This is a genomic window from Aestuariibius insulae (assembly GCF_040783535.2).
GTDB lineage: Bacteria > Pseudomonadota > Alphaproteobacteria > Rhodobacterales > Rhodobacteraceae > Aestuariibius > Aestuariibius insulae.
In genome coordinates this window covers 476,466-495,287 of record NZ_JBFONW020000001.1, presented here as the reverse complement: position 1 = coordinate 495,287, position 18,822 = coordinate 476,466, and the positions used below count along the sequence as shown (strand labels likewise).

Annotated in this window: 18 protein-coding genes; 12 read left to right on the top strand and 6 right to left on the bottom strand. The window is 64.6% G+C overall.

Annotated elements, in window-relative coordinates; translation table 11 throughout:
- Positions 1-41: 41 nt before the first annotated feature.
- From purH to AAD018_RS02360, 3 genes are all read right to left on the bottom strand, one after another.
- Positions 42-1,619 (bottom strand): bifunctional phosphoribosylaminoimidazolecarboxamide formyltransferase/IMP cyclohydrolase, encoded by a 1,578-nt coding sequence (purH, locus tag AAD018_RS02370; protein ID WP_367313730.1) that lies wholly within the window; start codon positions 1,617-1,619, stop codon positions 42-44.
- Between the two features lie 15 nt (positions 1,620-1,634).
- Entirely contained in the window at positions 1,635-3,374 is a 1,740-nt protein-coding gene (locus tag AAD018_RS02365; protein ID WP_367313731.1) for a heparinase II/III family protein, read from the bottom strand.
- A 74-nt stretch (positions 3,375-3,448) separates the two neighbouring features.
- Positions 3,449-4,714: an RsmB/NOP family class I SAM-dependent RNA methyltransferase gene (locus AAD018_RS02360; RefSeq protein ID WP_367313732.1), complete on the bottom strand. Its 1,266-nt coding sequence runs from the start codon at positions 4,712-4,714 to the stop codon at positions 3,449-3,451.
- An 89-nt stretch (positions 4,715-4,803) separates the two neighbouring features.
- Here AAD018_RS02360 and AAD018_RS02355 point away from each other — a divergent pair, with 89 nt between their 5' ends.
- Positions 4,804-4,992, top strand: a complete 189-nt coding sequence (locus AAD018_RS02355; RefSeq protein ID WP_367313733.1) for a DUF1674 domain-containing protein — start codon at positions 4,804-4,806, stop codon at positions 4,990-4,992.
- A gap of 12 nt (positions 4,993-5,004) precedes the next feature.
- Here AAD018_RS02355 and AAD018_RS02350 read toward each other — a convergent pair whose 3' ends face one another.
- Positions 5,005-5,352, bottom strand: a complete 348-nt coding sequence (locus AAD018_RS02350; protein WP_367313734.1) for a dihydrodipicolinate reductase — start codon at positions 5,350-5,352, stop codon at positions 5,005-5,007.
- Between the two features lie 118 nt (positions 5,353-5,470).
- Positions 5,471-6,274, bottom strand: a complete 804-nt coding sequence (dapB, locus tag AAD018_RS02345) for a 4-hydroxy-tetrahydrodipicolinate reductase (protein ID WP_367313735.1) — start codon at positions 6,272-6,274, stop codon at positions 5,471-5,473.
- Between the two features lie 100 nt (positions 6,275-6,374).
- On the opposite strand from dapB, the gene rbfA reads away from it, so the two are divergent.
- The 9 genes from rbfA to AAD018_RS02300 all read left to right on the top strand — a co-directional run bounded on the left by rbfA (position 6,375) and on the right by AAD018_RS02300 (position 13,903).
- Positions 6,375-6,785, top strand: a complete 411-nt coding sequence (gene rbfA / locus AAD018_RS02340) for a 30S ribosome-binding factor RbfA (protein ID WP_367313736.1) — start codon at positions 6,375-6,377, stop codon at positions 6,783-6,785.
- Entirely contained in the window at positions 6,782-7,510 is a 729-nt protein-coding gene (locus AAD018_RS02335; protein WP_367313737.1) for a phosphodiester glycosidase family protein, read from the top strand. The genes rbfA and AAD018_RS02335 overlap by 4 nt, the downstream gene beginning before the upstream one ends.
- A gap of 52 nt (positions 7,511-7,562) precedes the next feature.
- Positions 7,563-8,468 (top strand): tRNA pseudouridine(55) synthase TruB, encoded by a 906-nt coding sequence (gene truB, locus AAD018_RS02330; protein ID WP_367313738.1) that lies wholly within the window; start codon positions 7,563-7,565, stop codon positions 8,466-8,468.
- 153 nt (positions 8,469-8,621) lie between these two features.
- Complete coding sequence (locus AAD018_RS02325) at positions 8,622-9,134, top strand: DUF1643 domain-containing protein (protein ID WP_367313739.1); 513 nt, start codon at positions 8,622-8,624, stop codon at positions 9,132-9,134.
- Positions 9,131-10,009: an alpha/beta fold hydrolase gene (locus tag AAD018_RS02320; protein ID WP_367313741.1), complete on the top strand. Its 879-nt coding sequence runs from the start codon at positions 9,131-9,133 to the stop codon at positions 10,007-10,009. The genes AAD018_RS02325 and AAD018_RS02320 overlap by 4 nt, the downstream gene beginning before the upstream one ends.
- A gap of 74 nt (positions 10,010-10,083) precedes the next feature.
- Positions 10,084-11,004 carry a calcium-binding protein gene (locus AAD018_RS02315; RefSeq protein ID WP_367313743.1) on the top strand — a complete coding sequence of 307 codons (921 nt, stop codon included), beginning with the start codon at positions 10,084-10,086 and terminating at the stop codon, positions 11,002-11,004.
- Between the two features lie 125 nt (positions 11,005-11,129).
- Complete coding sequence (gene rpsO / locus AAD018_RS02310) at positions 11,130-11,399, top strand: 30S ribosomal protein S15 (RefSeq protein ID WP_367313744.1); 270 nt, start codon at positions 11,130-11,132, stop codon at positions 11,397-11,399.
- Between the two features lie 222 nt (positions 11,400-11,621).
- Complete coding sequence (locus tag AAD018_RS02305; protein WP_367313745.1) at positions 11,622-13,640, top strand: acyltransferase family protein; 2,019 nt, start codon at positions 11,622-11,624, stop codon at positions 13,638-13,640.
- Entirely contained in the window at positions 13,583-13,903 is a 321-nt protein-coding gene (locus AAD018_RS02300; RefSeq protein WP_367313746.1) for a DUF3240 family protein, read from the top strand. The genes AAD018_RS02305 and AAD018_RS02300 overlap by 58 nt, the downstream gene beginning before the upstream one ends.
- On the opposite strand, the gene AAD018_RS02295 is transcribed toward AAD018_RS02300, so the two are convergent.
- Positions 13,890-14,891, bottom strand: a complete 1,002-nt coding sequence (locus AAD018_RS02295; RefSeq protein ID WP_367313747.1) for a sodium-dependent bicarbonate transport family permease — start codon at positions 14,889-14,891, stop codon at positions 13,890-13,892. The two genes, AAD018_RS02300 and AAD018_RS02295, sit on opposite strands and share 14 nt — an antisense overlap.
- Positions 14,892-15,059: 168 nt before the next feature.
- Here AAD018_RS02295 and AAD018_RS02290 point away from each other — a divergent pair, with 168 nt between their 5' ends.
- Positions 15,060-16,316 carry an MFS transporter gene (locus tag AAD018_RS02290; RefSeq protein ID WP_412005167.1) on the top strand — a complete coding sequence of 419 codons (1,257 nt, stop codon included), beginning with the start codon at positions 15,060-15,062 and terminating at the stop codon, positions 16,314-16,316.
- A 211-nt stretch (positions 16,317-16,527) separates the two neighbouring features.
- The gene (gene pnp, locus AAD018_RS02285; RefSeq protein WP_367313749.1) at positions 16,528-18,663 is read left to right on the top strand and encodes a polyribonucleotide nucleotidyltransferase; all 2,136 of its coding nucleotides are present in this window, start codon (positions 16,528-16,530) and stop codon (positions 18,661-18,663) included.
- Positions 18,664-18,822: the final 159 nt, after the last annotated feature.

The window sequence follows — 18,822 nt, the reverse complement described above, 5'->3', positions numbered from 1 at the left end:
CCCCGTTCCCTATGCTCGTGTCCGGCCGCTGTCGCGGACCGCTAATGCCTAAAATGCCGCATACCCGTAAATACCATGGCGAGTCCTGCTGTGTTGGCAGCCTCGATCACGTCGTCATCCCTCATGGAACCGCCGGGCTGAATCACCGCCGTTGCACCGGCGGCAGCTGCCGCGACCAGACCGTCAGCGAAGGGGAAGAACGCGTCTGATGCCACTACCGACCCTTTTGTCGGCGCGGCGTCAAGCCCCAGAATCTCGGCCATGTCCTCGGATTTGCGGGCTGCGATGCGGGTGCTGTCGACCCGGCTCATCTGTCCGGCGCCTATACCTACGGTTGCACCGCCTTTGGCATAGACGATGGCGTTGGATTTGACATGCTTGGCGACGCGCCATGCGAAAAGGAGGTCGCTCAATTCCGTTTCGGAAGGCTGACGTTCCGTCACGACCTTCAGATCCACCGGGTCGAGCCGTCCGGTATCCTTGTCCTGCACCAGAAAACCGCCCGCGACCGGTTTGACCATGAGGTCCGGTTCGCCGGGATCAGCCATGGCGGAGGTGACGAGGAGGCGCAGGTTCTTCTTGGCCGAAAGGACGTTCTGCGCCTCGGCCTTATAGCCGGGGGCGATGACGACTTCGGTGAAGATCTCGGCCATGGCCTTGGCCGTCTCGGCATCGAGTGGGCGATTCGTGGCGATGATGCCGCCGAAAGCGCTGGTGCGGTCGCAATCGAAGGCGGCGCGGTAGGCGTCGAGCAGGGTGGCACCGGTGGCCACGCCGCAGGGATTGGCGTGCTTGATGATGGCGCAGGCGGGGGCGTCGAATTCCGAGACCAGTTCGAACGCGGCATCGGTGTCGGCAACATTGTTGTAGCTGAGCGCCTTGCCCTGAAGCTGCCGGGCTGTGGCGACGCCCGCGCGGTTCGTGCCGTCGGTGTAGAAGGCGGCGGCCTGATGAGGGTTCTCGCCGTAGCGCATCGTATCGGCCAGCGTGCCAGTGAAGCTGCGGCGCCGGGGATGCGCCTCGTCCAGCGCGCCGCCCATCCAGGTGGAGACCGCCGTGTCGTAGGCGGCGGTGCGGCTATAGGTGTTCAGCGCCAGCTTGCGGCGGAAGTCGAGCGTCGTGCCGTCATGGGCGGAAAGCTCGCCCAGAAGCGGCTCGTAATCCTGTGGATCGGTGACGACGGCGACGAAGGCATGGTTCTTGGCCGCTGCGCGGAGCATGGCGGGGCCTCCGATGTCGATATTCTCGATACAGTCGTCCCAGTCCGCGCCTCTGGCGACGGTTTCCTCGAACGGATAGAGATTGACGATCAGAAGATCGATGGGCGCGATGCCGTGTTCCTCCATGGAGGCGACGTGGTCGTCTTTGTCCCGGAGGGCCAGAAGCCCGCCATGCACGCCCGGATGCAGCGTCTTGACGCGGCCGTCCATCATTTCGGGAAAGCCCGTCAGATCCGAGACATCGCGCACCTCGAGCCCGCCCGCGCGCAGCTCGGCGGCGGTGCCGCCGGTCGAGACAAGCTCGATCCCGCGATCCGCGAGCGCGCGGCCCAGCGCCTTGAGCCCCGTCTTGTCGGAGACCGAGATAAGAGCGCGGCGCACGGGGCGGATGTCGGTCATGGGGCGAGGTCCTTTTTACTCGTCGGCATCGGTCATCTCGATATTGAGATCGCGCAAGGCATCGGGCGTCGTCTGCGACTTGGCCAGAATCCAGCGCACCCGCGTCGAATAGGACATCGCCCGCCCCGTCAAGACGATCTGTTGCGTTGTCTGCGGTTTGAGATTTCCGCGCTCGAGATAAACGGACGGATCGAGCGCCAGCGTCTCGTAGCCTTCGAAGCCGAAATTCCAGACCTCCCCGCTCATCAGGGTCAGGCGGACGTAGTTGAGATCCTCGTCGAGGGAGGCCTGCACATCGGGATGCAGATGAAAGCGGATGGTGAAGCCGACGCCTTGCTGGTCGAGTTCCTTCATGATCCGGTCGAAGCGGATCTCGTGCATCTTCTGGGCGGCGACGAGCATGTCCTCTCCGCTGAGCGAGCGGCCGTCGCGCGACAGCTCGAGACTGCGACGATGGGTCAGGCCGTAGCTTTCGGTATAGCCATCATGGGACAGCTCAAGCCGGGTGCCGTTGCGGTGCTTGCGGAACTGGACACCGACCTCCTGGGGACCTTCGACAAGCGGGTTGCCGTTCTGGCGTTTGGCGATGCGGGAGGAGGAGACACCTTCGAGCCCGAGCGTCGACTGGGAGGGCGTGGCGCGACTGGCGCGGCTCCAGACCGGGCCGAAATCGGCACCGGGGCCGCAATTGACGATCAGCGGACGCCGCCCTGATGTCATCTCGAAGGCGCAGGTCGCGGCATGGGCTTTGAGGGAGAAAGCGCGCATTGGCGGTGGCGCGGCGTCGGCCAGGATCGTCGTGCGCCCCGATGCAAGGCGGGCATAGCCCATATGCGGGCCGTCGCCGATGGCCGCGCGCAGGCCCGATCCGGCGAGGGCCTCGTCCAGCCGCCCTTCGACGCCGCGCCCGCCGCCGTGGAACCGGGCCAGACCGCCATCGCTGTGGCGCAGGGCGCGCAGGACCGGGGCGATCCGCTCCATCGCGGTCTGGTGCCCGGCGCGGGGTTCGTGCCCGGCCTCGGCCAGCGCGCCTTCGGCCCATTGCAACAGCGTGAAGAGGCTGAGCAGATCCTCGGGATTGCGGGTCGGTATGCCGCCGCCGGCGTCGATGTCCTTGGTCGCCGCGCGGGACAGACCGTCGGAGGCCGGACCGATGAAGCGGTCGAGCCCCTCGATCGCGCAGGCGGCGATCAGAAGGCCCGTCAACGCCTCGAACCGCGCAAGGCCGCCGGGCGCGGAGGTCCAGCGGCGGCCCAGAAAAACGGCCTGCTGCCGGAGCGAGCCGCGGATCCGGTCGGCGTCGGCAGGTTCGAGCTTGCGCAGGAGCATCTGCGAGTGGTGGACGCATTCGATCAGCCGCCGCCCGGTCAGCTCCGGCGTCCAGCCAGGGCCGGTTCCGTCACCGAACGCGTCGATCCAGCCAAGGACCCAGCGCTGGGCGATGGTGCGCCCTTTTGCACCGCCCAAGGCGGCGAGATCGGCAAGCCAGCCGAAGCGGTGCAACTCGGCCTCGAACCGGGGGGTGGGCGGATCGATCTGCCATAGGTCCGATCCGGGCTGGCGGATGAGGTCCCCGGCAAAGAGGAAATCCCCGGCGGCCAGTTGGCGGCCCCGCGACAGGTGCCCGATGCTGCGCGGCTCTGGCGAGACGGCGAAGGTCCCGCGCACGGAGCCGCGCGTCGCCCAGCGGGCATGGACCCGGTCGAGAAATCCCACACGCAGCGGGACTTGGGGTTGGGCGTCAGAGACTGCCAATGGTGCGTCGCCTCGGTCTCGGGCGGGCCTGCCGCCTCTCGTTTGAGCGATAATATGCCGACGCGGTCGGGCTGTCACCCGGCCTTTCTGAGGCAGGCCATGTAAAATCCATCCCAGCCGCCGATGCCCGCCTGCTGGTCGGGGGTGAGGCGCAGGCCGCCTTCGGAGGTGATCCAAGCGGGATCGATGCCCGGCAGCTTGAGCGCCTCGCTGTCGGCGGAGATATCCTTGTGGCGGATCAGTGCCTCTTCGACCTGGACCTCGCCTTCGTCTGGCAGGAGTGAGCAGGTGCAGAAGACCAGCCGCCCGCCCGGCTTGAGTAGGGAGATTGCATGATCCAGCATCTGGGTTTGCAGATCGATGAGGGCGGCAAATTCCGATCCGTCCTTGGCATAGGGCAGATCGGGATGGCGGCGCAGCGTGCCGGTGGCCGAACACGGCGCATCGAGGAGGATCGCGCTTGCGGTCTGCGTGACCTCGCGGGCGTCGCCGGTCTGCAGCTCGGCAGTGAGGCCGGTGCGGGCGAGGTTTTCAGAAACGCGCGCCAAGCGGGTCTCGGAAGCGTCGACGGCGAGCACGGTCGCCCCGGCGGCGGCCAGTTGCAGCGTCTTGCCGCCGGGCGCGGCGCAAAGGTCGATCACGCTTTCGCCGTTGGCCGGGGCGAGGATACGGGCGGGCAGCGCGGCGGCGGCGTCCTGCACCCACCAGTCGCCGGTGTCATAGCCGGGCAACCGCGAGACCTGGCCGGGATCGGTGAGCCGGACCGATCCGGTCGGCAGAAGCGTGCCGCCTGTCGCCTCGGCCACCGCCTGGGCATCCTTGCGGGCCGTTAGATCGAGCGGCGGAGCGCTGGCGGTAACCTGCTCCATCCGGGCGACGCGGTCTTTGCCATAGGCGGCGATCAGAGGGTCCCTGAGCCAATCGGGCAGGCGCGACTGGCCCGCTTTCTCCCACAGGGCCGGCTGGTCGGCCTTGCGCAGGACGGCATTGACGAGGCCCTTGAGCGAGGCTGTGTGCTTGCCCTGCGCCGCCAGATCGACGCAGGCATCGACGACGGCATGGGAGGCGGCGCCTTCGCCGCAGATCTCGACCACGCCGAGCCGGAGGATGTTCTGAACCGCGAGAGGCGGCGGCTTGCGCAGGAAAGGTTTGAGCATCCGGTCCGCGCGGTCGAGATGTCTGAGCGCGGCGACCGCCAGCCGCTGGGCGCGCGCGCGATCCGCCGGTTCGAGCTTTTCGAGCGCGCCGCCGCCGATCAGCTCGGACATCAGGCGATTATGCTCGGTGACCCCCGTCAGAAGGTAGAGGGCGGCGCGGCGTGCGGGCAGGCCAGGTTTCATCGGAAGCTGATCCGGGTCATTCGGTCCTCTTGTCGCGGTAAACCCGCGCCCTCTATATCAGGCAGCAGCAAGCAACAAGGACCTGCGCCATGACCGATCAGCCTGACACGCGGCAGCTTCCGCCCGAAGCCCGGCGCGCCCTGGCCGAAGCCGAAGAGCGGCGCAAGGCCCGCGATGCGGCGGAAAAGGCGCGCCCAACCGAGCTAGGCGGGCGCGACGGACCGGACCCGGTCCGCTACGGCGATTGGGAAAAGAAAGGGATCGCGATCGATTTTTGATCGCGCACCCCGCTATTCGATGCTGTAGCTGGCCTGCTGGCCCGCTCCGCGGTTCTTGCGGAGATAAACGGTCGAGCCCTCGACGGCGACCTGCTGGCAGTCATTCTCGAGTATCTGGCCGCCCCAGCGTAGATCCCAGCAGAACATGCCGTCCTGCCAGTTCCAGCTGCCGGTGAGGTCACGGCCCGAAGCGGTGCCCTGGATTTCCCCGTTGGGGCCAAGGATGAAACGTTGCAGAGGACGCGACAAGGTCTTGCCGCCGACCGCCTGAACGAAGGCGTCGCGGTCGGAAATCAGGGTTTGTGCGTTCGAAACCACGGGCGCAAGCGCGACCGCAACAATAGCTAAAATACGATACATCCCGAGTACTCCAGATGCTGTGTCGAGTTAATATAGGGCACCCATACTCCAGTTCCGATGGAGCTACACGAAAAATTTTCGGGGTATCCCGAAAAAGTGCTTCAACCCAAGGGCGTATCTAGCGAAGCTCAAGCACGTCCAGCATGTCGTATTCCCCGGCGGACTGATCCTTGGCCCAGAGCGCGGCGCGGATCGCCCCTTTGGCGAAGAGCGAGCGGTCATCGGCGATATGTCTCAGGACAATCCGCTCCCCGGGTCCGGCGAAGATCACGTCATGCTCTCCGACCACATCGCCGCCGCGCAGGGCAGCAAAGCCGATATCGCCCGGTTTGCGCGCGCCTGTGATGCCGTCCCGGGCGCGGTCGGCGATGTCCTCGAGCCTGTGTCCACGCCCCTCTGCCGCCGCCTCGCCCAGCATCAGGGCGGTGCCGCTGGGGGCGTCGACCTTGCGGTTGTGATGGGTCTCGACGATCTCGATATCGAAGCTCTCGCCCAGGGCCGCCGCCACCTGCCGGGTCAGCATCGTCAGAAGGTTGACCCCCAGCGACATGTTCCCGGCGCGCACGATGGCGATCTTTTCAGCGGCCTTGGCGATGGCCTGCAAATGCGCCGCCTCGAACCCGGTCGTGCCGATGACATGGGCCGTGCCCGCCTTGGCAGCCAGGTCCGCGAAGCCCACCGTTGCTTGCGGCGAGGTGAAATCGATCAGCACATCCGCGCCCGCAATCGCCGTATCGGCCTCATCCGTCACTGCCACGCCCAGCGCCGCACCGCCCATCGCCGTGCCCGCATCCTGGCCGATCCAGTCATGCCCGGCCCGCTCGATCACCGCCGAAAGCCGCGCATCCGCATGGTCCGCAATCTCGCGGATCAGCATCTGTCCCATCCGGCCCGATCCTCCGGCCACCGCGATGCCCACCATGGCGCTTCTCCTTGTCCGATCTGCCCATCCCGGGCTCTCGCGGTTAAACCGGGCGAGGCGGTCGCTTGGCAAGCCCCCGACAAGGGCTTAGATCAGGCCCATGGCCAGAAACCGACATCACGAGGGCGCGGGCCCCTCCCAACGGCAACTTCGGGTGGGAGAGCTGATCCGGCGCACCCTGTCGGATGTGCTCAATCGCGGCGATATCCACGATCCTGACCTCAACGCGATGTCGATCACCGTGGGCGAGGTGCGCACGTCTCCCGATCTGCGCGTCGCCACTGCGTTTGTGCTGCCCCTCGGCGGCAAGGACCGGGAGGCCGCGCTCGATGCGCTGCGGCGCAACCGGCATGAGCTGCGGCGCGCGGTGTCGAAGGGGCTGACGCTGAAATTCTCGCCCGAGATCCGGTTCCAGATCGACGAGACCTTCGACCGGATGGACGACACCCGCCGCCTGCTCTCTGAAGAGACGGTGCGCCGCGATATTGATGCGGGCGACGAGAGCGCATGATCCGGCCTCTTCTTGCCCTACTGGTCCTCGCGGGACCGGCCGCCGCCGTGGAGTGCGACCAGATCCGGTTCGACGGAAAGCCCTTCACCATCTGCGAGGTGGATCCTGGGACCGACCGGCTGGGGCTGTTCCTTAAGGACGAGGAGGGCGCGCTGCACGGGCATTTCAATCGGCTGGACGCGGCGACCGAGGGGAATCTGGTCTTTGCGATGAATGCGGGCATGTACCATGGCGACCGCCGTCCGGTCGGCCATTTCATCGCCGATGGCACCGAAGAGATGCGCGTGATCTCAAGCGACGGGCCGGGCAATTTCGGCCTGCTGCCGAACGGAATCCTGTGCCTCGCCGAGGGGCGCGCGCAGGTGATCGAGACGCTGCGCTTTCTGGACGAGGCGCCCGTTTGCAGCGGAGCAACCCAGTCAGGGCCGATGCTGGTGATCGACGGGGCGCTGCATCCGCGGTTTCTGGAAGGCTCCGACAGCCTCTATATCCGCAACGGCGTCGGGACGAGCGTAGGGGGCGATCGCGCGGTCTTTGCCATCTCGGATGTGCCGGTGAATTTCCACACCTTTGCGCGGCTCTTTCGCGACGGGCTGGAGCTGCCGCAGGCGCTTTATTTCGACGGCAATGTCTCGCGGCTGCATGCGCCGCAGATGGGCCGGTCGGATTTCGGGCCGCTGATGGGGCCGATCGTCGCCGTGACGGACCCGTCCGGTACCGATTGACCGCGGCCGCCGAACGGCGCTACTGCGCCGTACCGCCAGCGAGGAGAACATCATGGGACGCCGCCGCAAGGGACGCGACATATCGGGCTGGCTGATCGTCGACAAACCCGCCGGGCCGACCTCGACGGCGGTCGTCAACAAGATCCGCTGGGCGCTGGAGGCCAAGAAGGCCGGCCATGCGGGCACGCTCGATCCGGCGGCGATGGGCCTGCTGGCCGTGGCTTTGGGCGAGGCAACCAAGACGATCCCCTTCATCACCGAGGCCGAGAAGGCCTACCGCTTCACCATCCGCCTGGGCGCCGCGACCAATACCGACGATGCCGAAGGCGAGGTGATCGCCACATCGGACCTGCGCCCCACCGATGCCGAGATCGAGGCCGCCCTGCCCGCCTTTACCGGTGATATCCAGCAGATCCCGCCCAAATTCTCCGCCGTCAAGATCGACGGCGAACGCGCCTATGCGCTGGCCCGGGACGACGAAGAGTTCGAGATCGCCGCCCGCCCTCTCCATGTCTCGGACCTGCGCCTGACCGCCCGCCCGGATGCGGACCACGTAGAGCTCGAGATGACCTGTGGCAAAGGCGGCTATGTCCGATCCATCGCACGCGACCTGGGAGAGGCGCTGGGCTGCCACGCTCATGTGCAGACGCTTCGCCGGATCTGGTCGAGACCCTTCACGCTCGAGGATGCGGTTCGCTTTGACACGATCGAAGCGGAGGCCCGAACCCCGGCTCTCGACGCGCGCCTTTTGCCTGTCGAGGTCGCGCTCACCGACCTGCCGGAGCTGCCCTGCACGGAACTGGCCGCCATGCGCCTGCGCAACGGCAACCCGGCCGAGGTCCTCTCCTCGACCGCGAATTTCGGCGATACGGCCTGGGCCTCCCATCAGGGCCAGCCCATCGCGATCGGCACCTACCGCGCCGGCCAGCTTCACCCAAGCCGTGTCCTCAATCTTTGAGCGCGGCTCCTCTTCATCTTGTTATAAATATGCCCGCCGGAGGCATCCTGCCCGCTCCAGAAGCAAGACCTCCAAAACGACCCGCTCCGCCCGCCAGAGGCGCCAGACAAATAATCACTTGCCGCGCCAGCGGCTCCGTTCGACAACAGCCCCATGATCACTCGCACCCATCAAAAGGGCGACGCCCCCTCAGAGGCGACCTATTCCGCTTGCGAGCGCTATCGATACGCGCTGACGCGGATCTGGGATCCGGCGGGGCAAAAGGTCCTTTTCGTTATGCTCAACCCCTCCATCGCGACCGAAGTGCAGAACGACCCCACGGTCGAGCGCTGCGAGAGGCGCGCCCGGGCGCTGGGCTTCGGGGCCTTCCGCGTCTGCAACATTTTCGCTTGGCGCGACACCGATCCGCGGGCGCTCAGAAGGGCCTCCGATCCGGTCGGACCCGCGAATGACGAGGCGATTCTCGCGGGCGCGGGTTGGGCCGATAGCATCGTCGCGGCCTGGGGTACCCATGGCGCCTATCTGGATCGCGGGCCGGAGGTCGAGCGACTTTTGCGAGGCGCAGGCCACGCTTTGAGCCATCTGGGCCTCAGTCAGGCCGGGCATCCCAAACACCCGCTCTACATCGCCTATAGTCAGCAACCCGAACCCTGGGAACCCACATGATCGACGGCTTCGAGCAGACCCGTATCGACACCGGCGAGGTGACCCTGTCGGTCCATCGCGCGGGCGCGGGCCATCCGCTGATCCTGCTGCACGGCTATCCGGAGAACCATCGCTGCTGGGCCGGGATCGCTCCGGCGCTGGCCGAGCATTTCGACGTCATCATCCCCGATCTGCGCGGCTACGGAGCGTCAGACGCGCCCGAGGATGACGCGGCGCATACCGTCTACTCCAAGCGAACCATGGCCCGCGACATTGCCGGGCTGATGGAGGCGCTCGGCATCGAACAGGCCCATATCCTTGGCCACGACCGGGGCGCGCGGGTGACCTATCGCTTCGCGCTCGACCATCCGGCGCGGATCGCGCGGATGGGCATTATCGAGATCGTGCCGACGGGCGATTTCTGGGCCGCCTGGACAGCCGATCTGGCGATGGCGGCCTATCACTGGACCTTCCTGGCACAGCCCGCCCCGCTGCCGGAGACGCTGATCTCGGCCGATCCGGAAGGATATCTCGACCACACGTTGCAAACTTGGACCTTTGCGAAGGATCTGTCGCCCTTCACGCCCGAGGCGCTGGAGAGCTACCGCGCGCAGATGGCCGATCCGGCGCGGCGTCACGCGATGTGCGCGGACTATCGTGCGGGAGCGACAACGGACCGCCGCATCGACGAGGCGGAAACGGGCCGGATCGAGGCGCCGACGCTGTTCCTTTATGCCGAGGGCGGCTTTCCCGCGCGGTCGGGCGATCCGGCAGGGCTCTGGTCGCGATGGTGCCGCGATCTGACGACCGCGACCTGCCGGTCAGGCCATTTCGCGATGGAAGAAACGCCGGAAGAGGTGCTGGCCGCCGTCCTGCCTTTCTTCACGGGGCATTAACCTAAAGTACCGAAATTCCACCATTTTCCGCAGGACACATGGTAGAAGGTCATCCGTTTCATCAGGACCTCGCCATGCTTGCTACCCTTTTGACCCTCATGGGCGCTGCCGCTGCCGGCGCTTTCGTCACGGACAGCTTTCGCAACGAGGCGGAGGATGAACCGTCGCAGGACAACACTTCGGACGAAGAGACTGGCCAGGTGACCGACTATATCGATCTGACGGGAGAGGATCCCGAGGACGGGGAAGAAGCGGCCCCGACCGAGGAGCGTGACATCATCTTCGGCGACGAGGAGGCCGATTACATCGATGGCGCGGGCGGGGACGATCATATCGAAGGCGACGGGGGCGCGGATATCCTGATCGGCGGCGCGGGAGAGGATATGATCCACGGCAATGATGAAGCCGACCGGATCAACGGAGGCCCGGATGATGACCATCTGTACGGGCACAACGACGATGACGTGATCATCGGCGGCGATGGTGATGACAGGATGGGTGGCGGCGGCGGCGACGACCTTCTTCTGGGCGAGGCGGGGAACGATCGCCTGTCCGGAGATGGGGGCGATGACCGTCTTGTGGGTGGCGCCGGGACCGATACGCTGTTCGGCGGCTTTGGGAACGACACGCTCGACGGGCGCGACGGGGCGCGGGACTTCCTCAATGGCGGTGCGGGGGAGGACCGGCTGCTGACCGATGGCAGCGATCTGATGCATGGCGGCAGCGGGGCCGATACCTTCGTTGTGGACACATCCGGAGAAGAGGCGGGAGCCTCTGGCGGCCCGTCCCATATCCAGGATTTTAACGTGGAGGAGGACCGGATCCTCATTGTCTATGACGCCGAAGGCCCTGCCCCGTCCGTGGATCTGCGCCCGACCGAAACCGGAACGGAGCTACGGGCCGATGGGACGACCCTTGCCCGGATCGATCACGACGGGCCGCTGACGCTGGACCGGATCGACATCGTCGCGTCAGATAGCGAAGAGGCGGCGTAACCCCTTTCCATTACGCGCGGTCTCTCCTATACGCGCGCTTCGCCTGACCGAATGGCGATTCCTCCACGGGCCCTGCTGGACGACATCCCGGCTTGCGCCATTCCTCAAACCCAAAGGAGACCCCGATGTCGATCACAGTCGAAGAAAAAGCAAAAGTCATGAAGGAATACGCGACCAAGGACGGCGATACCGGTTCGCCCGAAGTCCAGGTTGCAATCCTCAGCTCGCGCATCGCGACGCTGACCGAGCACTTCAAGATCCACAAGAAGGACAACCACGGTCGCCGCGGCCTTCTCAAGATGGTCGCCCTGCGCCGCAAGCTGCTCGACTATGTCCGTGCCAAGGACGAAGCACGCTATCAGGACCTCATCAAGCGTCTCGGCCTCCGTCGATAAACCTTCGATTTATCGACCTGTGCGGATAAGCGTTTTGCGAAAAGCGTGATCCGGCACCCGGTCGCAGTTCAGCTATGACGCCCGCCCTCGTGCGGGCGTTTTTGCGTTCAGGCTTCGCCTGCCCGGATGCCTCAAGGTCGCGTCATCCGGCATCCCGGCTTGGCGCACCGCCGAGTTTCGTGTACAAAGCTCGAATTAAGACCTTTTTGTTTCGAGTTCATTATGTTGTATCGCCCGGAGATTGATGGGCTTCGCGCTGTCGCGGTGGTTCCCGTTATCCTGTTTCATTCCGGCCTCGGCCTGTTTTCCGGCGGGTTTATCGGCGTCGACATCTTCTTCGTCATCAGCGGCTATCTGATCACCACGCTTCTGATCGAGGATATCGAGCGCGGCAGCTTCAGCCTGCTGGAGTTCTACGAACGGCGGGCCCGGCGGATCCTGCCCGCGCTCTTTTTCGTCTGCGCGGCCTGCCTGCCATTCGCCTGGCTCTGGATGCTGCCGGAGCAGCTCAGGGATTTCTCGCAAAGCCTCGTCGCTGTCGGCCTTTTCGCGTCGAATATCCTCTTCTGGCGCGAGAGCGGGTACTTTTCGGAAGCAGCCGAGGATAAACCGCTCCTTCATACCTGGAGCCTCGCGGTCGAGGAGCAGTATTATATCATCTTCCCGATTCTGCTGCTCCTGATCTGGCGCAGCGGGCCGCGCCGCGTTCTTTGGATCCTGATTGCGCTTTCCGGTGCCAGCCTGGCCCTGAGCGAGTGGGCATGGCGCACCGCGCCGAGCGCCAACTTCTATCTGATCCCGACCCGCGCCTGGGAGCTGTTCGCGGGATCGATCGCGGCGCTCCACGTCCATCGAAGCGGCCTGAAGAGCAACGGCGCCATCGCGGTGGCCGGACTGTTTCTGATCCTCGCGGCACTCGTGACCTTTGACGAGACCGTTCCGGTGCCGGGGCTTCCCGCGCTCCTCCCGGTCGCGGGTACGGTCCTTGTTCTTCTTTACGGTCACAACACCCCTGCGGCGCGCCTTTTGGGTCTGCCTTTTCTGACCGGGATCGGTCTGATCAGCTACAGCGCCTATCTCTGGCATCAGCCGCTCTTTGCCTTTGCGCGGATCGGCAGCCTTGAGCCGCCCGGGTTGCCGCTGATGCTTGGGCTGGCGCTGGCGAGCTTTCCACTCGCCTGGCTCAGCTGGCGCTTTGTCGAGCGCCCGTTTCGCCGTCGCGGCCCCGGGGCGATGCCGCGGCGCATGGTCTTTGCCGGTTCCGCCTCGGGTCTTGCCGCCGTGGCCGCCGCCGGTGCGGTTCTGTGGACGGCGACCCCTCCCGACGATCTTTTGCGCGAGACCTATGGCGGGGCGTGCAACTACAATGGCGGGCGCTGTTTCGAGATCGAGGAGGCGCCGCTCAAGGTCGCACTGTGGGGTGACAGCTTTGCCGATGCCTTTTCAACATCGCTCGGTCGGCAGCTCAATGAAGACGGCATCAGCCTGGCGCTTTTCATCCGCCATTCCTGCCCGTCGCTCACCGGGGTTCTGCGCAACGAGGATGCCCGGCAGGGGCCTGCCTTCAAGCACGATTGCCTTGAGCATACCCGCGCATCGATGGAGGAGCTGCGGACGGGCGACTATGATATCGTGGTACTGAACAGCGCCTATGAATGGTATGCGAGCGAGACGAATATGGCCGGAGAGCCGATCCTGGTGTCCGAGGGCCCCGGTTCGCAATATGCCTCTCAGCCCCGCTTCGTGGCGGAGCGGCTCGCGGCCACGATTGCCGAGCTGGACCATGCGGGCCGCGCGGTTGTCCTGCTTACCCCGCATCCGATGGTTCGCGAAGAGACGTTCCTGCGGTATCGCAAGATGCGGCATCGCGGGATCGAGGGTGATTTCAGCGCCGATTATGCCTCTGCCGCGCGGATCCATGCGCAGATCCTCGAGGCCACCCAGACGCTCGATGTCACGCGGGTCAGCGGTCTGGATCTGTTTTGCGAGGGCGCGCCCTGCCCGATCCTGACCGACGCGGGCGGCTTCACGCTTTTCGACGGATATCACCTGTCGAGCAGTATCGCCCCCGATGTCGCCCGCCGCCTCACCCGGGCGATCGAAGCGCTTGGCCAGGCCCGGTCGATGCGTCCTCTTGCGTCCCGGTCCTCAAGCGGGGATGGTCGCATCCGGAGGGATCCGCCATGCATCACGCGACCAAGCTCGTCATCATCACCGAACGCATCCTGCTCGATCAGGTGACGGCGCTTATCGATGAGATGGGCGCGACGGGCTACACCTATAGCGGTGTCGGCGGGAAGGGCAGCCGCGGCAAGCGTTCGCAGATGCGCGCTCAGGTGTCGGGGCTGCAGACGAATGTGAAGATCGAGGTGATCGTTTCGGGTCACGATATCGCCGACGCCATCGCCGAGGCTTTGGCGAAGGGGTTCTTCGAGAATTACTCCGGCATCGTCTATGTCGAACCGGTCGAGATCCTGCGCCCGACCAAGTTCAAGGTGAACTGAACACCACCTGCGCCAGCGCGATGAAAAGCGGGATGCACACGCCAATTGCGATCGGTGTGCCGACACTGGTCGAGGATCCGATATAGGCGGACGGATTGGCTTTCGGGATGCCCGCCCGGAGCGTCGGAGGCCCCGAGATATCCGAGGACGAGGCCGCCAGAAGCGCGAGAAGCACGACCCCGCCGGGGCTGAAACCGGTCGCCATGTTCAGCAGATAGCCGACGCCGAAGGCCAGAAAGCCGTGCGCGATCGGCGCGAAGAACGCATAGACGGCGTACCAGTGGGCGACGCGGCGCAGCTCGGCCAGGCGCTGCCAGGCCTCGATGCCCATGACCAGCATCAGGACGGTGAGAAGCCCCCGGAACAGCGGATCGTAGAAGCTTTCGAAGACCTGTTCGGGCCGGGTCAGAAGGCCAAGGAGAAGCCCGAGGAGAAGCGCCGAGAGGGCAGAGCCGCGCAGGCTATCCTTGACGATCATCCATGGCGTAATGCGGCGCTTGGCATCCTTGGCCTCTCCCATACCGGCCAGCACGATGGCGAGGATCAGTGCGGGGATATCCATGAAGGGATAAAGCGCGGGCACCCAGGCCTCGTAATCCATCCCCTCGATCTCGAGCGCAACCATGGCGGCGCCAAGGGTCGACGCGCTGACCGCTCCGAAAAGGCCCGCCGTCGCGATAGCATCGGGGCGGCTGATGCCCGGCAGCCAGGAGAGGACCACCATGCCGATCAGAACGATCATTACGCCGATCCCCATCGCCGCCAGTGCGGGCAGGATGATATCGGCAGGATCGCTTTCGCGGATCGTCATGCCTCCGTTCAAGCCGATCCGCATGAGCAGCATGAAGACGGCGAACTGGTAGACCGCATCAGGGATGGTGAGCCGCGAGCCCATGGCGGCGATGAACATACCGCCCAGCAAGAAGGCGAGAGATGGCGACTGGAACTGACCGAGGACGCGCAGGAGAAAGTCGGCAATCAGATCCATGGCAGGTCCTCTGGTTCCGCTCGACATAATCCTGTCCATCGCAGAGGGGCAAGGCCTGCCGATTGCAGAGCGGCGGGACGGGGCAAAATCTTCTAGAAGATTTTGGGGGCGCAAATCCTTCTAGAAGGATTTGGTCTTAAGAATTTTCTAGAAAATTCTTGCACGCCGATGCTTGGTTCGATTGCCGCTTTTGTTTCGCGCCCGCCTCGGTCATCTCTTTGCTTTATGTCCGCCTATGGCCGCCCGTTTCTGCTGTCACTGATTGTCGTCAGTCTATTCGTGATGGCGCAGACGATCCTATGGTTCACGCTGCCACTTCTGGCCTTCGATCTGAACGAGGCCGGGGTCGATCTATCCTTGATCCGGGGGGTGGCCTTCGTTCCGAACATCGTCTTTGCGGTCTTCATCGGCGTGATCAACGACCGGATCCGCAAGCGGGTGAGCTTTCGGCTTTATTCGGCCCTTCTTCTGGTGGCGCTGGTCGCGCTTTGGCTGGGGGTGCGGAGCGGGCAGATCTCGGTTCCGGCGCTGGTTCTCTTCATGATTGTCTTCAACGGGATCGGCTATGCGCTGGGCAATGCGCATATGACGCTGATCCGGCTGACCGTGGCCCATGACAAGCTGTCGGATGCGACCGCGCTTGTGAGCGGCGTCTATGCGACGCTCGCAACGGTCGGTCCGGCGATCGGAGGGTTTGCTCTGCTTTGGCTGGGGCATGAGGGCGTGATCGGGGCGATGACCCTGACGATGGCGCTGGCCTGCCTTGCGGCCTTTGCCGTGGCGCCGGACGAGAGGCTGCCTGAGCCTGCACGGTTCTGGCCATCGCTGGCCGAAGGCTGGCGGGTCTTTCGCGCCAATCGGGAGCTGGTGATGATGACCGTCGTCATCGTGCTGACCAATGCCGCCGAGGGGGCGTTCAGTGTGGCGCTGTTGCTCAAGCTCAAGGCCGAGCTGAGGCTCGATCCGTCGCAGATCGGCGTTGTGATCGCCTGTGCCGGTGCGGGGTCGATGGTGGCTTCGGTTTATGCGGCAAAGCTTCGGCGGCGGCTGGGCTATCGTTTTGCCTTTTTCTGGCCGATCTGGATGTTGGCGCTGGGCTATCTTGCGGTGGCCGCGAGCGGGGCCTTCCTGATCCTGTGCACACTGAGCTTTGTGATCGGGGCGCTGACGCTGTTCTTCGACGTAGGGATCTGGTCCTACCGGCAGGAGACCGTGGAGGCCGCCCATATGGGGCGCGTGGCCGGGATTACAGGCGCGATCTTCAAGATCGGGATGCCGCCGATCATCCTGTTGACCGGGCTGCTGTCGGATATCGGCTGGCTGAGCCAAGCCTTCATCATGGCCGCCGGGATCAATGCGATCGCCGCGCTTTTCCTCGTTTTTGTCGCGGGGTGGGGCTGGCCCCGGCGCGTCCTTGCGTCTTGACGGGGCGCGCGACCCTCTACTTGCGCGCCCCGTCAAGACGCGCGACCCTTTGCCGGTTTCAAAGATCTTTAAACTCGTGTATGCGCGCCCAATCTGAGACGTGACGCACCGATCCCGGCGTCGTGCAAAGGAACAGGGGTCGGCGGCAATGGGGCCGCCATTCAAACGGGGCACTCGGACCGCCGAGCTGGGCCCCTTACAGGAAACGCATATGTTTAATGAAGTGAAAAAATCCATCCAGTGGGGCGAAGAAACGCTGACGCTGGAAACCGGCAAGGTTGCGCGTCAGGCTGACGGCAGCGTCATCGCCACCTATGGCGAGACCTCTGTGATGGCCAACGTGACGTTTGCCAAGGCGCCCAAGCCGGGCCAGGACTTCTTTCCTCTGACCGTTCACTACAACGAGAAATACTACGCCGCCGGTAAAGTGCCGGGCGGCTTCTTCAAGCGCGAGGCGCGCCCGACCGAGAAAGAGACGCTGACTAGTCGTCTGATCGACCGTCCGATCCGCCCGCTTTTCGTCGAAGGGTTCAAGAACGAGGTCCTCGTGATCTGTACCGTTCTGAGCCACGATCTGGTCAACGATCCTGACATCGTCGCGATGATCGCGGCCTCTGCGGCGCTGACAATTTCAGGCGCACCTTTCATGGGTCCGATCGCCGGTGCGCGCGTCGGTTTCGAGGATGGCGAATACATCCTCAACCCTGAGCTTGACGACATGCACGACCTCAAGTCCAAGCCCGATCAGCGGCTCGACCTTGTCGTCGCGGGCACCAAGGACGCGGTCATGATGGTCGAATCCGAGGCTTACGAGCTGACCGAGGAAGAGATGCTCGGCGCGGTCACCTTTGCCCATGAGCAGATCCAGCCGGTGATCGATCTGATCATTGATCTGGCCGAGGATGCCGCGAACGAGCCGTTCGATTTCCAGGCGCCGGATTACTCGGACCTCTATGCCGCCATCAAGGCCGCGGGCGAAGAGAAGGTCCGCGCCGCCTATGAGATCCAGGACAAGCAGGAGCGCACCACGGCGCAGAATGCGGCCCGCGATCACATTATCGAACAGCTCAGCGAAGAGCAGCGGGACGATCCCAACCTCGTCTCCGCGATCAAAAAGCTCGAAGCGTCCGTTCTGCGCGGCGATGTCGTCAAGACAGGCAAGCGAATCGATGGCCGGGCGCTGGATACCGTCCGTCCGATCGTCGCCGAAACGGGGCTGCTGCCCCGGACCCACGGGTCGGCGCTTTTCACGCGCGGTGAGACGCAGGGCCTTGTGGTCACCACGCTCGGCACCGGTGACGACGAGCAGATGATCGACGCGCTGCAGGGCACCTATCGCAGCAATTTCCTGCTGCACTACAACTTCCCGCCCTATTCGGTCGGTGAGGTTGGCCGCTTCGGTCCTCCGGGACGGCGCGAGATCGGCCACGGCAAGCTCGCCTGGCGCGCGCTTCAGGCCGTCCTGCCTGCTGCCACGGATTTCCCCTACACGATCCGCATCGTGTCGGAGATCACTGAGTCCAACGGCTCGTCCTCAATGGCCTCTGTCTGCGGTGGCTCGCTGTCGATGATGGATGCGGGCGTGCCTCTCAAAGCGCCGGTTGCCGGTGTCGCGATGGGTCTGATCCTCGAGGATGACGGCGAATATGCGGTCCTGACCGACATTCTTGGCGACGAGGATCACCTCGGCGACATGGACTTCAAGGTCGCGGGCACCGAGAACGGCATCACGTCCTTGCAGATGGACATCAAGGTTGCCGGTATCACGCCGCAGATCATGGAAAAGGCGCTGGCTCAGGCCAAGGAAGGCCGTCTGCATATCCTCGGCGAGATGAACAAGGCGCTGAGCGAGACCAAGGGTTTCTCCGAACACGCCCCGCGCATCGAGACGATGACCGTGCCCACCGACAAGATCCGCGAAGTCATCGGATCGGGCGGCAAGGTCATTCGCGAGATCGTGGAAGTCTCCGGCGCCAAGGTCGATATCAACGACGATGGCGTGATCAAGATCGCCTCTTCCGACGGCGAGGCCATCAAGAAGGCCCATGACATGATCTATTCGATCGTGGCAGAGCCGGAAGAGGGCAAGGTCTATACCGGCACCGTGGTGAAGATCGTCGATTTCGGTGCCTTCGTGAACTTCTTCGGAAAGCGCGACGGTCTTGTCCATGTCAGCCAGATCGAGAACCGCCGCCTGAACCATCCTTCGGACGTCCTTAAGGAGGGCCAGGAGGTCAAGGTCAAGCTGCTCGGCTTCGACGATCGCGGCAAGGTGCGCCTGTCGATGAAGGTCGTCGATCAGGAGACCGGCGAGGAAGTGAAGAAAGAGGAAGAGGCCGCCGAATAGGCTGCTTTGCGTTCAGATCGGAAAGGCCCTGGCAGTGATGTCGGGGCCTTTTTGCATTTGGCGCTCCTGACGCAAGCGGGCAACAGCCGCTAAGCTCTTGGCACCGTTCACGCTTTCGGGAATATCGCTTTCGGCGGATCCTTGCTAACGGTCTCTTCA

What these genes read in the sequence shown, in the direction of transcription:
- AAD018_RS02315 (WP_367313743.1), top strand. Translation starts at nt 10,084, where the DNA reads ATGCTTGCTACCCTTTTGACCCTCATGGGCGCTGCCGCTGCCGGCGCT.
- dapB (WP_367313735.1), bottom strand. Translation starts at nt 6,274, where the DNA reads ATGGTGGGCATCGCGGTGGCCGGAGGATCGGGCCGGATGGGACAGATG.
- AAD018_RS02360 (WP_367313732.1), bottom strand. Translation starts at nt 4,714, where the DNA reads ATGAAACCTGGCCTGCCCGCACGCCGCGCCGCCCTCTACCTTCTGACG.
- purH (WP_367313730.1), bottom strand. Translation starts at nt 1,619, where the DNA reads ATGACCGACATCCGCCCCGTGCGCCGCGCTCTTATCTCGGTCTCCGAC.
- AAD018_RS02325 (WP_367313739.1), top strand. Translation starts at nt 8,622, where the DNA reads ATGATCACTCGCACCCATCAAAAGGGCGACGCCCCCTCAGAGGCGACC.
- rpsO (WP_367313744.1), top strand. Translation starts at nt 11,130, where the DNA reads ATGTCGATCACAGTCGAAGAAAAAGCAAAAGTCATGAAGGAATACGCG.
- rbfA (WP_367313736.1), top strand. Translation starts at nt 6,375, where the DNA reads ATGGCCAGAAACCGACATCACGAGGGCGCGGGCCCCTCCCAACGGCAA.
- AAD018_RS02295 (WP_367313747.1), bottom strand. Translation starts at nt 14,891, where the DNA reads ATGGATCTGATTGCCGACTTTCTCCTGCGCGTCCTCGGTCAGTTCCAG.
- AAD018_RS02300 (WP_367313746.1), top strand. Translation starts at nt 13,583, where the DNA reads ATGCATCACGCGACCAAGCTCGTCATCATCACCGAACGCATCCTGCTC.
- AAD018_RS02350 (WP_367313734.1), bottom strand. Translation starts at nt 5,352, where the DNA reads ATGTATCGTATTTTAGCTATTGTTGCGGTCGCGCTTGCGCCCGTGGTT.
- AAD018_RS02320 (WP_367313741.1), top strand. Translation starts at nt 9,131, where the DNA reads ATGATCGACGGCTTCGAGCAGACCCGTATCGACACCGGCGAGGTGACC.
- AAD018_RS02290 (WP_412005167.1), top strand. Translation starts at nt 15,060, where the DNA reads ATGCTTGGTTCGATTGCCGCTTTTGTTTCGCGCCCGCCTCGGTCATCT.
- truB (WP_367313738.1), top strand. Translation starts at nt 7,563, where the DNA reads ATGGGACGCCGCCGCAAGGGACGCGACATATCGGGCTGGCTGATCGTC.
- AAD018_RS02305 (WP_367313745.1), top strand. Translation starts at nt 11,622, where the DNA reads ATGTTGTATCGCCCGGAGATTGATGGGCTTCGCGCTGTCGCGGTGGTT.
- AAD018_RS02355 (WP_367313733.1), top strand. Translation starts at nt 4,804, where the DNA reads ATGACCGATCAGCCTGACACGCGGCAGCTTCCGCCCGAAGCCCGGCGC.
- AAD018_RS02335 (WP_367313737.1), top strand. Translation starts at nt 6,782, where the DNA reads ATGATCCGGCCTCTTCTTGCCCTACTGGTCCTCGCGGGACCGGCCGCC.
- pnp (WP_367313749.1), top strand. Translation starts at nt 16,528, where the DNA reads ATGTTTAATGAAGTGAAAAAATCCATCCAGTGGGGCGAAGAAACGCTG.